General features: G+C 67.2%; 5 protein-coding genes. All 5 read left to right on the top strand.

Annotated features, from left to right (window positions below):
• The coding region (locus tag RX333_RS16740) for a calcium-binding protein (protein WP_316016106.1) at positions 1–3,749 on the top strand (3,749 nt) is incomplete at its 5' end.
• A 24-nt stretch (positions 3,750–3,773) separates the two neighbouring features.
• Positions 3,774–4,073, top strand: coding sequence for a DUF3467 domain-containing protein (locus RX333_RS16735; RefSeq protein WP_316016105.1), 300 nt, complete (start codon positions 3,774–3,776; stop codon positions 4,071–4,073).
• Positions 4,070–5,707: a hypothetical protein gene (locus RX333_RS16730; protein ID WP_316016104.1), complete on the top strand. Its 1,638-nt coding sequence runs from the start codon at positions 4,070–4,072 to the stop codon at positions 5,705–5,707. Before RX333_RS16735 ends, RX333_RS16730 begins: the two co-directional genes overlap by 4 nt.
• Positions 5,704–7,686, top strand: a complete 1,983-nt coding sequence (locus RX333_RS16725) for a M50 family metallopeptidase (protein ID WP_316016103.1) — start codon at positions 5,704–5,706, stop codon at positions 7,684–7,686. The genes RX333_RS16730 and RX333_RS16725 overlap by 4 nt, the downstream gene beginning before the upstream one ends.
• Positions 7,687–7,870: 184 nt before the next feature.
• Positions 7,871–15,615, top strand: a 7,745-nt coding sequence (locus RX333_RS16720; protein ID WP_316016102.1) for a hypothetical protein, incomplete at its 3' end; no start/stop codon positions are given.

The raw sequence follows: 15,615 nt of genomic DNA, 5'->3' as shown, positions 1-15,615 counted from the left end.
TGATCGGCGGCGGCGCGGGCGACAGCATCACGCTGTCGGACGGCGACAACCGGGTCCTGGGCGACAGCGGCAGCATCGACGCGGTGCTCGTCTCGGCGATCTCCGACGGGTTCGGTGCGGGCGATGCCATCACGCTCGGCAGCGGCGCGGACAGTGTCGCGGGCGGAGCGGGTGGCGACACGCTGATCCTCGGTGACGGCGCTAACGTCGCGCTCGGTGATTTCGGGACGATCCTGGGCACCACGGATGTCACGGTGACAAGCGCGGCGGACATTTTGGGCGGTGACGACACCATTTCCGGCGGCGCCGATATGGACGCGATCATCGGGGGAGATGGCGCCGACGCCATCACCACAGGTGCGGCGACCGATGCGGTGCTGGGGGACAACGGTGTCTTGACGCGGATCGGCGGCCTGTTCGATCTGACCTCCACGGATCCTGCGAGCGGTGCCGCGGATGTCATCGATCTGGGGAGCGGTGCGAACTTCGCGCTTGGCGGATCGGGCGCTGATACCATCACGACCGAAAGCGGCCTGATCCTCGGCGATCATGGTCGTATCGAGCATGATGGTTCCGCCTCGCTGATCGGAGAGACCCTGTTCGATACCGAAGGTGGCGCGGACATCCTGACCGCGACCGGCGACACGGCCGGACTTGTCGGTCTGATCGGCGGCGTGTCCGGCGATACGGTGTTCGGCACCGGCGAGAACGTGGCGATCCTCGGCGATGCCGGTCGCATCGCGATCACGCTGGGCGCACAGCCCACGCTGCGTGTCGATAGTCAGGCTTCGGCCGGTGGAGCCGCCGACACGCTCGATGCGGATGGTGCGAACCTGACGCTGGCCGGTGGCGATGGCGGCGACGAGATCACCGCGGGCTCCGCGCTGACCGCCAGCCTCATCGTGCTCGGCGATCACGGCTTCGGCGAGATGACGGGCGGGCTGCGGGATGCAGGCTCGACCGAAAGCGGCATCGGTGGCGACGACACGATCATCCTGTCCGCGACGGGCGAGGGGATCGTCATCGCGGGCGTCGGTGCCGACGGCGTGACCGATGCCGGGCTAAGCGGTGTGATCTTCGGTGACGAAGGCCGTGCGGGTGCGACCAGCGGGGGCGATACCTCCCTCGCGACCGCAATCGGTGGCAATGACACGATCACGTCGCAGGCTGGATCGGATGTCATCATCGGCGGCGCGGGTGACGATGTCATCTCGGGCTTCGGAGATGCGGACTACGCCATCGCGGGCGACGCCGCGATGCGGATCGGGACGCTGGGGCTCCAGGCCCTCGACGCGGGCGCCGGTGGCGCGGATGCGATCATCGCGTCGGGCGGCGACGACCGGATCGTCGGCGGCATCGGAATGGACACGATCGATGCCGGTGCCGGTGACGACGCCATACTCGGTGACATGGGTCGGGCGATCGCCGGCGAACTGACGGCCGAATTCATTGAAGTTGGCGCTGCCGATCTCATCGCGGGCGGAGCGGGAGCGGACTCGATCATCGGCGGGGCCGGAATGGATACGCTCGATGGCGCCGACGGTTCCGATGCCATCCTGGGTGATGCGGGCCGGATCGTCGCGGGCGACCTGTTCTCCGAGGCCATCGGCAGCGGTGATGCCGACAGCATCACCGGTGGTTCGGGCGACGACGATCTGATCGGCGGCGAGGGTGAGGACGAGATCGACGGCGGCGCAGGAGCCGACGCCATCATCGGCGACTTGGGTCGCATCGAGGCGGGCGCGTTGACTTCGGAGATTCCGGCGACCGGCGGGAACGACACGATCCGCGGCATGGACGGGGACGATTCGATCATCGGCGGTGCAGGCGATGACCAGATCGACGGTGGCGCCGATGCCGACGCGATCCTAGGCGACCTGGGCAGCATCGATGGTGCGGTTCTCACGTCCTCTTTCGCGCAAATCGGTGGTGACGACACGATCGATGCAGGCGACGGTGCGGACGCCATCATCGGTGGCGTCGGTTCCGACGATATCGACGCCGGGGCGGGTGCCGACCGCGTGCTCGCGGATGCGGGTCGGATCGATGCCGCCTCGATGACGGCGCAATCGGTCGAGATCGGTGGCGCGGACGTTGTTCTCGGCGGCGCTGGCGACGATGCGATCATTGGCGGTACCGGAGCCGATACGATCGATGGTGGCGCGGATGACGACATCATCCTCGGGGATATCGGGACCGTCGCGACGGATCTGGTTCAATCGCAATCGGTCGAGATCGGGACAGCCGATCTTATCACGGGCGGCACCGGCGACGACATCATCTTCGGCGGCGCCGGGGCGGATTCGATCGATACCGGCACAGGCAGCAATATTGCCGTGGGTGACAGCGCCGTTCTTGCAGGATTGCTGCTCGACACCGTCGAAAGCACGGCGGACGGGGGCGACACGCTGACCGGTGGCAGCGACTCGGACATCCTCATCGGGGGTGGCGGGGCGGACAGCCTGACCGGCAACGACGGCGCAGACCTGTTGCTGGGTGACGGCGGTTCGGTCGGGTTCAGTGGCGGTGCGATCGTTTCGGCATTGTCCGTGGCCGACACACGCGGTGCGTCCGACACGCTCGATGGCGGCGCCGGTGACGATGTGCTGATCGGAGCCGAGGGCAGCGACTCGCTGATCGGCGCGGCAGGCGACGACGTGATGCTCGGCGATGCTGGCCGCCTGACCTTCGTCGGTACGCAAGTCGCAACGCTGGAGCTGATCGATCAGGGCATCGGCGCTGCCGACACGTTGAACGGCGGCACGGGCGACGATCTGATGGTTGGCCAGGCGGGTGCAGACGTTATGTCCGCAACCGGCGGGCACAACCTCATGATCGGCGATCTGGCCGAGATGACCTTCTTCACGCCGGGCAGCCTGAATATCGGGGCCAGCGCGGTGGAGCGGGTCGAAACCCTCTCCACGGTTCGCGACGATATCGCCGGGGCCGATACGCTGACGGGCGGCGCGGGTCGCGATATGATGATCGGTGGCATGGCGGCTGACCGCATGGTCGGTGGCGCGGGTCAGGACCTGATGTTCGGCGACACCCTGACGATGGAGAGGGTCTATACCTACGACTCCACTGTCCGGATCTGGAGCGAATCCATGCGGCTGTCGACGCAGGCCGGGACCGGAGGTGGCAACGACCTGCTCGTCACCGGGGCAGATCACTCTTTCCTGGTCGGCGGCAGCGGCACCAACTTCTTCGACACCGACTTCCAGGCGAACTTCGTGGCGCCCGGAAAAGCGTCGCTGACGGTGACCGGCTTCCTGCTGCGCGACGGCTATTCCGACTTCCTGACACGCAACGGCACGCTGGGCGTGGCGGCGCCGTCGACGGGCGGAACGGGCGGCGGGCTCGTCTCCACCGTGCCCAGCGGCTTTGCCACCGACACGCTGATCGAGGTCGACACCACGACCTTCGATCCGGTCATTCCGCCTGCCGAGGCGTCCTACGACGCTTCCTCCACCGCCAAGCGGATCCGGGGCCTGGTCGACGACATGACCCGCGTCGCGGCGTCCTCGAGCTTCGTCGCCGAGATGATGGAACTGTCGCGCTTCGACCTCGGTGCAGGCATGTTCGAGGCCGAGGCACGCGACGCGCTGCGCAGCGGGATGATCGCCGAGGGCGCGTTCGACGACGGGGACGATGCTCTGTTCGACCTGATCTTCGAGCAGATGATCCTCGACATGCTGTCCGACATCGTGGCACTCGATCCCGAAATGTCGGCGATGGCCGCCGAATGACACGGCCCTGAAGGAGAGACGAGCATGACCCAGGATTCGAGCCCGATGCGCCAGACGCTGCCAAACGGGGTGGAGCTGGTCTGGAACGACGCGGATATCATGTCGAGCTATGCCAACGTGGCCACCGCGACCGCGACGCAGGAGGAATTCTTCCTTCTGTTCGGCCAGCATCAAAGCTGGAAGGGAGTCGAGGAGGGCGGCTCGGTCGAGATCCAGCTCAACACCCGCATGGTCATGAACCCCGCGGCGGCCAAGCGGTTCGCCGCGATCCTCGTCCGCTCTCTCGAGGTCTACGAGGAGCGGTTCGGCAAGATCGGCGGATGAGCAGTGTCGCCACCGGTCCCGGTGTCGGCGCGCTCGACGGGCTGGGGGCGGAGGTCGACCTGCTGGCGGAAGTCGACGGTGGCACGGCCCGATCCCTGATCGGGCGCGCGCCGGGGCCGGAACTGCTGGCGCTGCTGCCCGAGTTCGAGCCCGAGCGCCCCGGCGCGCGCAAGTTGCCCGATGCCCGTCTCGCCGTGCACGTGCCGCTCGGCGACGGGCGGGCGCATCTGTGGCAGGTCCGCGATGGCGACGTGGCGCTGCCTCATCTCATCCGCTCTCTGGTCCGGGCGAGCCGCCAGATCGCGCGGCCCGGCGCTGCGCCCGTGGAGGCATCCGCCGCTCCACGGTGGTTCCTGCCGTTCTTCGAGTCGCTTCGGGTGTTGCCGCGACACCTGAAGGCCCGCCGCCTGACCGCGCTGGAGCGCCTCGGTGCCGCGACCGGTTGGACGGGACTCGCCTTCGTCGGCATCCGGCGGGGGCGTGCGCGTAAGATCCACCGCCTCAGCCCGACGGCGGACCTGCGACGCGACAGCATCCGCATCTTCGTCAACCGCATGATCGCGGCAGAGCGGGAGGTGCTCGCCTTCGACGCCGCACGCGGGGGCGATGACCTGCCGGAGGTGGACGGCACCGATGCGGGACCCGACCTGGCACTTTACTGCGAGGAGCACCGGATCGACGGGTTCGTCATCGCGCGCCCGCGCGGCGACGGCCTGGCGCTCTATGTCGAAGGAACGCCGCCGCCCGCCGAGGTCGCCGAGGCGCGTGCGGCGCTTGCCATCGCTTTTCCCTCTCGCACCCGTTCGTCCACCGGGCTGCTCTCGCGTGCGGCGCTGCTGGCCGCGCTGATCGGGCTGGGCATCTTCCTCGCCTGGCCCGTGCGTTTCGAGGTGACGGCTCCCGGAGAATTGCGCCCCGCCACCAGTCGCGTCGAGATTGCGGCGGAGGATGCGCGGCTCGTCGCTGTCGAGACTTCGGTCGGGCAGGACGTGAGCGAGGGTGACATCCTCGTCCGCCTGGAATCGGAGACCCTGGCCGAGGCGCGGGACGAGGCTGCGCTGAACCAGCTCCTCGAAGGCCTCAGCGCGCAGGAGGCGCTGGCCGCCGGGGAATATGCCCGTTACCAGCTTGCCCAGCAGCGGCAGGAAATCGCGGCCTTGCGCAGCGCGCGGCTGGAAGAACGGCTGGAGACGTTGACCGTGCGGGCCGCGCGCGACGGGCGCGTCGCAGACCTGATCGACAGGGGTGAAATCGGCGCACAGCTCTCCGCTGGAACGCCCGTAGCGGAGTTGCAGGTCGGTGACGGAATGCAGGCGCGGTTGCGCCTAGCGGCGATCGATGCGCCACTCGCATCGGCCGGAGTGGAGGGGCAATTCCTGCTGCGCGGGGCAGGGGGCCGCGCCTGGCCCTTGCGTCTCGTCGAGGAGCCGGTGGCAACGGTACAGGGCGCAGATGGGGAGACCGTCCTGATCGTCCTGGCCGAGATTACAGAGCCGACGCCCGAGCTGTTCAAGGGCCTGAGCGGCATCGCCCGGCTCGACCTTGGCGAGGCGCCGCGCATCCAGGTGCTGCTGCGGCCTCTCGCCGAATGGCTGCGCCTGACCGCCTGGCAACGGTTGGGTCTGCGTCTGTGAGCGGGCTGACCGGCGCCGGTGCATTGCGTGAGGTGCGCGTGCACCTGTCCGAGGAGGGTGGGCGGCATCTCTACCTGTTATCGGACCCCGCCTCGGGCCGCATCCTGCGCCTGCAGCCTGGTCTCGCCCGAATCTTCGGAAAGGTCTCCGCACGCCTGCGGGGGCGTGGCGAAGGCGACGTCGCGGAGGAGGAGATCGCCGCGGCCACGGTAATCGGCGAGTTCGTCCGTGCGATGCGCGCCGATGCCAGCGGCGAACGACGACGCAAGTTCAATCCTCTTTTCATGCAGATCCCGCTCTTCGATGTAGGCCCGTGGCAAAAATCGCTCGGCTGGCTCGCGGCTGCGACCTTCTCGCGCGTCGGAGCGGTTCTTTTCGTCCTCGCGTCGCTGTTCTGCCTTTGGGTCCACGCGGTCAGCGACGGGGCCATGATCTCCCGCATCGGCGATGTCTTCAGCCTGCAGGCGATCGCCACCTTCGCTATCATCGCGCCGCTGACGAAGATCTTGCACGAGCTGGGCCATGTCCTCGCCGCCACCGCGCAAGGTGTGCGGGTGCGCAAGGCGGGAGTGATGCTGCTCGGGCTCTACCCGCTGCCCTATGTCGACTGCTCCGAAGCCGACCTGCTGGCCGATCGGCGGGGGCGCATCCTGATTTCGCTCGGTGGGTTGTTCGCGGATCTCACCGTGGCGATGGTGGCCTTCATCGCCTGGCATCTCGTGGAGGGGGAGGTCGCGCGGCAGATCCTCTCTTCCCTCTTCGTGTTCAACTCGATCAATACGCTGGTGTTCAACATCAATCCGATCCTGAAGCTCGATGGCTACTTCGCCCTGTCGGACGCGCTGCATCGGCGCAACTGGCACACCGAGAGCTTCGTCGCCTTCCGCGCGCTGCGAACGGCGCTGGCACGATTTTCGGCGGGCGACAGCTGGAGGGCGCTGGCGAACGCGCCCCTGCGCATCGCCTTCGCCTGCCTGTCGAGCCTCTACAAGGTCTGGATCGTCGCCTTCGTCGCCTGGCAGGTCCTGCCGAAATTCCTCGGGCTGGGTCTCTTCATCGTCGGGTGGGGATTGGTCGCGATGTTCCTCACGCCGTTGATGTCACTGGCCGGGCCGTCCGTGCAGGGTCGAGGGCAGGGGGCCACGGTCCCGCGCAAGGCGGTGGGCGGGTGCGGCTGGTTGTGGGTGCCTCTCCTCTCCGGTGCGCTGGTGCTGATAGGCCTCGTTCCGCGGCCCTTCGTGCTGACCGTTCCGGTTCTGCTGGACCTCGACGGCAGCTATGCGGTGCGCACGCGCGAGGGCGGGATCGTCGAAAGGGTTCGGCCCGCTGGTCCGGTAATTCGCGACGAGATGCTGCTCGCGCTGATCGAACCGGGGGCGGATGCCGATCTCGCGCTGGCCGAGGCCGAGGCGGCTTTCGACGCCGCGGTGGCCGAGGGGGCGGCAGGGCAGGAGCCGCTGACCGTTCAGGCCGCGCGGGAGCGGGCCGCCACCTCCGCCGGCCGGGTCTCTCGCCTGCGTGACGCCCGCGCCTCGAGGCAGATCATTGCCGCGCGGGCCGGCCATTTCCGTCCCGTTCCCCGTGCCCGGGAGGGCGTGCGGCTCGTCGGTGGGGATGTGTTCGGTCATCTTCTGCCTCAGACGGGCGAAACGTGGCTGACCGGTGCTTTCCCAGAGCGTTGGGTCGAGAAGTTCACGCAGGACCGGACACAGGCGGAACTGAGGCTGGGTGACGATTACTTGCCGCTGGATGCGCAAGCCGACCTGATCGTCGAGCAAATGCAGGTCGACGGGATCAGCGGACTGCGCCTGCGCGTGCAGGCCGACATCGCGCCATCGCGCGCGGCGGGCCAGCCCACACATGTCCGCATCACCTTCGCCGAAGCGCCGCTGTGGCAGCATGCGCAGTTCAAACTCAACGATCTCATCCTGCGATTCCGCGAGGCGCAGCGCGCAGCGCAGATCGACGCCACCGAGTAAATCCCCGACATCATGCGGGTCAGCCACACCATCGCCAAAAAGCCATGTAGAATAACCACGCGCAGAAGGATCGCGTGACAAGCGCTATCGAGTTGTGGCTTGTATAACCGAACGGCAGAAAACTGCCGACGCACCAGATGAACAGCACTGCCCGCCCCCCGGTCTGTTTCGAGAGGACACCCGCATGACCTTTTCCGTTTCCCGCCCGAATCTTGCCCTGTCCACGGCGCTCGTCGGTCTCGGTCTTGCCGCCTTCCCCTTCGCCGCCACGGCAGGAAGCTGCACCCAGACCGGAGCGACCACCTTCCAATGCAGCGGGGCGCCCGATCCGATCAACGACACGACGCAGCGGGTCACGCTGGGAACGAGCGGCACCCTGACCTTTACGACGGACGCGGGGATCGACACGACCGGGTTCAACGGAGTAGGCGACGGCAATGCGCTCGAGATCGTTGCGGGGGGCTCGGCGGGCGAGAGCTTCGTCGCCACGATCGGGGCCACCAATACTTTGACTTCGAACGCGGACGCCCTCGTCCTTGCACCGATCCTGAATGCGGACGAGGAATACGAGCTGACCGCGAATATCGACGGTGGACTGTCGGGCGGTGCCAATCCGGGCACGACGACCGGGCTGACCTTCGACGGCGTCGGCGTCAGGATCCTGACGCGCGAACCCGGCTCGACCGGCGTGGGCAGCAGCCCGACCGCCATCCTGACCGTCGGCGGGTCCGGAAGCGTCGAGGGCACCGTCGCCGCCATCGTCGGAGAGAGCACGACGGCATTCTCGCTGACCAATGCGGGGACGATCACCGCCACAGGGAACCAGTCGGGGGAGGATGACCTCGCGGCCGTATTCACCGGAGGCGGGGACTACACGCTCGACAACAGCGGAACGATCACGGGCGTCGTCGGCGGCGTCGATGCGACGGTTAACGGCCTGCTCGATATCGACAATTCGGGCAGCATCGTCACGACCGATGGCACCGCGCTTTCCGTGGACGTGAACGGGAACGACAACCTCGGCAATGCCGAGCTGCGGAGCATCGTCAACACCGGCACGATCTCGTCGACCAACGGCTCCGCCGTGCGCATCACGAACGATCAGGCGATGACCAACATCTCCGGAACGATCGTGAACCGCGCCCTCGACGTCGATCTGGGCGGCGACATCGATGGCGATGTCTTCATCGAAAGCAGCGCGGGCGATCTGGATCTCGAGCTTTCCGGCACGGTCGACGACGACTCGACCGCCGTCGTCGTGAGTGGCGCTGGCAACAACGACATCGACGTGACTGCGTCTGCGGCAATCACGTCCACCGGCGGCGCGGGAATCTCGCAGAGTTCGACCGGCGATGGCGGCATCGACCTGACCGTTGCGGATGGCGCGGTGATCACCGGCGCGACCGGCTCCGACTTCTCCAACACCGGGACCGGCGACACCAATGCCACCGTCGCAGGCGATTTCACCGGGACCGGCCTCGGCAGCACCGGCCTCGCGATCACGTCGGCGACCGGCAGCGGCGACTACGACGTCACGATCGGCGGCACGTCGAACATTACCGGCGGGACCGGCGGCATCGGTTTTGTCGCGACCTCGCAGGGTACGGGCACGATGGATGTCGACCTCGACGGTGCGATCACGGTCGGTGGCGCGGGCAGCAGCGGTGCCACGGTCACGGCGGGAAGCGACGTGACCGCCTTCACACTCGGACAGGCCGCAGGTGGAACGATCAGCGGTGGCGACGATGGCTTGATCGTCGCCACGGGCGCCGCGAACTCGACGGTGAGCCTCAGCGGCGACGTGACCGGGGGCGACCGCGGCGTGGCGTTCACCAATTCTGGCGGCGCGGCATCGGTGACACTCGACGGTAGCGTCACGGGCACCGATGGCCCGGCGGTCGATCTGGACGGCGCGGCGGGATCCGGCGATCTGACGGCGGTTCTCGATGGCACCCTCGATAGCAACGGCACGTTGCTTGCCGACATCGACAATGTTGGCGATGGCGCCACGGATGTCACGCTTGGAAGCGGCTTCGTCGCAGCCGGAGCGGCACCGCGTGTGCTGGACGTCAATGGCGCAGCCAGCTCGGGCGGCCTGGCCGTCGACGTGCAGGCCGCGGGCACGACGCTGCAAAGCGCAGATGACACGCTGACCGTGAACGGCAGCGGCACCGGTCTGGTCGATATCGATATCGCCCGCGACGTCGAGAGCACGGGTGGCATCGCGCTGGTCGCCGACGCGAACCAGAACGCCACCGGGCTCGACATCGACGTCGCCGCCTCCGGCAGCCTGACCGGTACGGATACCGCCATCGATGCGGACAATACCGGCACCGGCGCGCTCGACATCGCCGTGGCCGGCACGACCTCCGGCACGATCCTCGCCGACAATGGCGCGACGGCCACCGATCTGACCGTGTCGTCGAGCGGGACGACCGGCTCCACCGATGCGATCGTCGCGAACAACCAGGGTACCGGCGCGAGCCTTGTCGATCTGAACAAGACGACGACCTCGGGCGCGGTCAGCCTGACGAGCGGCACCAACACGACGACGGCGACGGTGGAGACTGACAGCGCGATCACGGTCGCGACCGGCGACGCGATCACGCTCGATCAGGACGGAAGCGGCGCTGCACGTGTCACCGCCAATGCCGCTCTGACGGCGACCACGGGCACGGGCATACTGGCGACCGCGGATGGCAGCAGCCTGACCATCGAGACCACGAGCGCAGGGACCGTTTCGGGCGAGACGGGCATCGACGCCACGAACGATGGAAGCGGCGCACTGACAGCCGACATCGCCGGGACGGTAGACGCCACGGACGGGATCGGGATCGACCTACTGAATGCGGCGAGCGCGACTGACCTCGCCCTGACATTGACGGGAGAGGTGACTGCCACCGATATCGGTGTCGACATCGACAATAACGGGACCGGCGCAACCAGCGCCACGCTGAATGCGTCCGTGACCTCCGGTGCCGCTGCAGTCTCGATCGCCAATACGTCGAGCGCGACCGGCGATATGATGGTCACGAGCAATGCGGCTGGCGATCTGCAGGGGACGACTGGTCTCGACGTTACGAACAACGGCTCTGCCGCGACCTCCGTGACCCTCGCGGGTGACGTGATCGGGACGACCGGCATCGCGCTCGACGTGGCGACCAGCTCCAATGGCACCTCCACCACCGTTACCACGTCCGGTGCCGTTACGGCGCAGGCGGCTCAGACGGCGCTCAATGTTTCCGGTCTCGGCAGTGGGCCGACGACCTTGGCAATCAACGGTGCGGTGACGTCCAATGGCGGGGCTGGCGTTCTCGTTACGGCATCTGGTGCGCCGACCGGCCCGGATACCGCGAACCTCATCATCACCTCAAATGCGGCTGGCGACATCTCTGGCAGCGAGGGACTGTTTGCCGTCAATACCGGAACGGGCGACACGCGCGTGACGCTCGACGGGACGGTCACAGCCAGCACCTCTGATGGTGTTTCCATCATCAGCCAAGGCGACTCCGGTGACATCGATGTCGTGACGAATGACACCGTTACCTCGACCTCTACCGATACGAATACAGCTGCAGTCGGCGCAATCCAGGATGGGACAGGCGGCGATATCGACATCACCACCAACGCTGCCGTCTCGGGCGCCAACGGCATCGGCGCGACCATCACCGGGACCGGCGCAACCGATGTGACGATCAACAATAACGCTGCCGCTGCGGGAACCGAGCGGAGCGGTATCATCGTCGCCGGTCTTACAACCGGCGGCACCAGCACCGGCACGATCCTGCTCGATGTCGATGCCAGCGTCACCGGCGAAAGCGCCGAGGCGGTCATCGACGTCTCCACGAACGCCAACAGCCAGCAGAGCGTCGATCTCGATATCGATGGCGCGGTGATCGCAACCGATGCAGGTAATGGCATTGAGGTCGACCTCGACGCCGCCGTGGCCAGCACGATCGACATCACCACCGGCACCGCCGGGACGATCGACGTCAACGCGGGCGACGCGATCCTGGTCGAGACGCTGGGCACCGGCACCACCGACATCGATGTCGGCGGCGCCATCACCGCAGGCGGTCGCGGCGTCGTCGCAGACAATCAGGGTGGCGGTGCACTTCAGATCGCCAACACCGCGACCATCGAAACGACAGGCGATGCTATCGTCTCGAATGTCTCGAACGGTTCGGGACTCATGGATATTGACGTGAACGCCGACGTGACCTCCGGCGGCACGGGCGTGCTCGCGACCACGACGGATGGCGGCTCGATCGATATCGATCTCGACGCGGCGATCGACGCGGCGCAAAACGGCATCGACGCCACTACCGCAACGGGCGAGATCGCCATCGACACCACGGCAGCGAGCAGCATCGACGGCGACGATACCGGCATCCTGGCCGAAGCGGGCACCGGCACAGTGACCGTGACAACGCTCGGCACTGTTGAAGGCTCGAATGCGGGTATCGACACGACCGTGACGACCGATGGCGACATCGTGGTAGACGTGCGCAATTCCGTGACCGGCGACAGCACCGCAGGCTCCACCGGTATCGTGGCCGACAATCAGGCCGCGGATGGTGACGTGACCGTCACGACCACTGCGGCAGGGGTCATCACGGGCTTCACGACGGGTGTGGACGTGACCACTGTCGCGGGTGGCGGTGCCGCGACCGTCGATCTGGCCGGAGCCGTGACGGGTGCGATCGACGGCTTCACGGCAAGCATTGCCGGGGCAGGCGGGCTCGACCTCGACGTCTCCGCCGCGCTGGAGGGTACGGCGGGCGACGGCATCTCGATCGACGGGCTGGCCGGGGCCGGCCCGCTCGACATCGACCTTACCGAGGATGGGGACGTGACCGGCCAGACCGGCATCGACATCCTCGCCACCAGTGACGTGACGCTCGATTTCGCGAGCACCGTGACCGGTACTGCCGGGCCGGGTATCGAGATCGACAGCGCCAGCGATACGGCTGTCACCATCACTGGAACCGACACGTCCTCGATCTCCGCCACCGGAGGCGACGGCATCTCGATCGGCGCGACCAGTTCCGATTTTGGTGCGGTGTCGGTCGACATGGCGGGCGACATCTCCACCGACCAGACCGGCATCGACGTGGCCCAGACCGGCGATGGCCTTATCGACATCGATCTCAGCGGCGACATCACCGCCTCCGATATTGGTATCCGGACCACGACCTCCGGCGCGGGCAGCACGACCATCGCCAATAGCGGCAGCATCGATGCCATCTCTCGCGGGATCGACGCGACGACGACGGGCGCGGGCGACATTACCGTCGATATCGACGGGGCCGTCACGACCTCCGGCGGCGACGTGGCCGTCAATGTCTCTTCGGACGGTGCAGGTGATGTCGATGTGGATATCGATGCGGCCGTTACCGCCAACAGTGCGTCGGCAGGCGGTGTCGTCGTCACCAATTCCACCGGTGGCAGCGTCGACGTGACGAGCGGAGCGGATGGCGATGTGACCGGCGGCCTCTTCGGTATGCAGGTTCAGAATTCCGCCGGGTCGGTGAACGTCGATCTTGCCGGCGATGCGATCGGTGACCAGTTCGGCCTGAGCGTAGAGAACTCCGGCGAGGCCACCACCGTCGACGTGTCGGGGACCGCAACGGGAGATGTCGGCGTGTCGGTTGAGTCCACCGGCACGAGCGGTGCGCTCGTTGACATCACTACGAGCGGAGTCATCACCGGGACCGACGGAAACGGCATCCTCGCCGACCAGTCGAATGGCGGTGCCCTCCAGATCGAGACCTCGAACGACGTGACCGGCAGCGAGAACGGAATCACTGCCAGCAATACCGGCGGTACCACCACCACGATCGACGTGATCGACGGCGATGTAACGGGGCAGGGCGGCGATGCGATCTCTGTCACCACGTCGGGCACCGATACCACCGTCACGACGCTGGCAGCGGCCACGTTGACGGGCAGCGACAACGGGATCGACATCGACGCGACCGGCACGGGCACCGTGACGGTGGCTTCGGGCGCCACCATCGACGCGACCACCGGCAACGGCATCGACGTCGATCAGGGCGCGACCGGCGGCACCGTCGATATCGATGTGACCGGCACGATCGATGCGGGCACGACCGGCGTTCTGGTCCAGTCTGCAGGCTCCGGCACGGTCGACATCGACAGCTCCGCCGCCATCACGGGGCAGAGTGGCATCGATGTGACCACGACCGGCAGCGCGGATATCGAGATCACCAATACCGCGCAGGTGACCGGCACGAACGGCTCGGGCATCTCTGCAATAGGTAATGGCAGCGGTGAGCGCATCGTCGTCGACGTGGATGCAGCGGTGCAGGGCGACGCCGCCAATCCGGCCATCGTGCTCGACAACAACAGTGCCGATGCCACGGAAACCGCGCTGACGATCGCGGACGCCGTCACCCTGACGAACCCGCAGGCGGATGGCACCACGGTATCGGTCAGCCAGGATGCGGCGGCCACCGGCGGGGCCGTGAGTGTGACGGTCGAGACGGGCGGCTCCATCACCGGCGGCGGCACGGGACTCGCCGTGACGACCGAGGGCGGCACCACGACCGAGGTCGTGCTGAACGGTGCCGTGACGTCGACCGTGAGCGATGCGGCTGCCGCGGGCGTGGATATCCAGCATTCCGGCACCGGCGCGCTGACGTTGACCAGCGATGCGGCGGGCGATGTGTCGGTGACGGGTGATGGCACCGGCATCGTGACGAATTCCCTGTCGGGCGCCGCGACGACCATTGCGCTCGACGGTTCCGTGACCGGCGGGTCCGACGGTCTCGTCTCGACCGTGGCCGGCGGCGGTCTCGACGGTGCGCTCGACGTCACAGCCAACGACACTGTCATTGCCAATGGCGGCACCGGCGTAACGCTCACGCAGAACGGAAACGGGGGCATCATTGGAACCTTCGCCGCGATCCAGGCCACCGCTCTCGGCCTGGATGTCGCAAACACCGGAGCGAGCGGCGCGACCACCCTGACCCTCGACGGCCCGATCACCGGGATAGGAGGCGCAGGCAACGCGACCGGCGGCGACGGTGTGCAGATCGAGACCCAAGGCTCCGACCTCGTGACGGTCAACGCTAACGCGCTGATCGAGGCGGGAGAGGACGGTATCGATATCGACAATACCGGCAGCGCGGCGACCACAGTGGCGCTCGCCGCGACCGGTTCGATCGACGCGGCGAACGAGGGCATCTCCATCGATGGCGTCGGCAGCAGCGCGATCACCACGGATGGCGACGTGGATGCGGGCGATACCGCGATACGCATCGCGCAGTCGGGCGGGACCTCCACCGAAGTCCTCGTGCGGGCTGACCTCACCTCCGCCTCCGGGGCGGGCGTCGACATCGACAACACGGGCAACGCCGTCACCTCGGTCACCTTGACCGAGACGGGCACGATCGACGCGGCGCTGGAAGGCATCGGAATCGACGGGATCGAGAATATCACCGTCACCACCGATGGCGACGTGTTCGCGGGCGACACGGCGATCCGCATCGATCAGTCGGGCGGCACGCTCACCACGGTCGACATGAGCGGCCTGGTCGATTCGACGAGCGGCGCGGGTGTCGACATCGACAATACCGGCAACGCGGCGACCAGCGTGACGCTGCAGGACAGCGGCACGATCGATGCGGCGCTTGAGGGCATCGGCATCGATGGGATCGAGAATATCACCGTCACCACCGATGGCGACGTGTTTGCGGGCGACACGGCGATCCGCATCGATCAGTCGGGCGGCACGCTCACCACGGTCGACATGAGCGGCCTGGTCGATTCGACGAGCGGCGCGGGTGTCGACATCGACAACACGGGCAACGCAGCGACCAGCGTGACGCTGCAGGACAGCGGCACGATCGATGCGGCGCTTGAGGGCATCGGCATCGATGGGATCGAGAATATCACCGTCACCAC

Origin of the sequence: Roseobacter sp. HKCCA0434 (assembly GCF_032464675.1) — a bacterium.
GTDB lineage: Bacteria > Pseudomonadota > Alphaproteobacteria > Rhodobacterales > Rhodobacteraceae > Pontivivens.
This window is presented reverse-complemented; position numbering and strand designations above follow the sequence as displayed.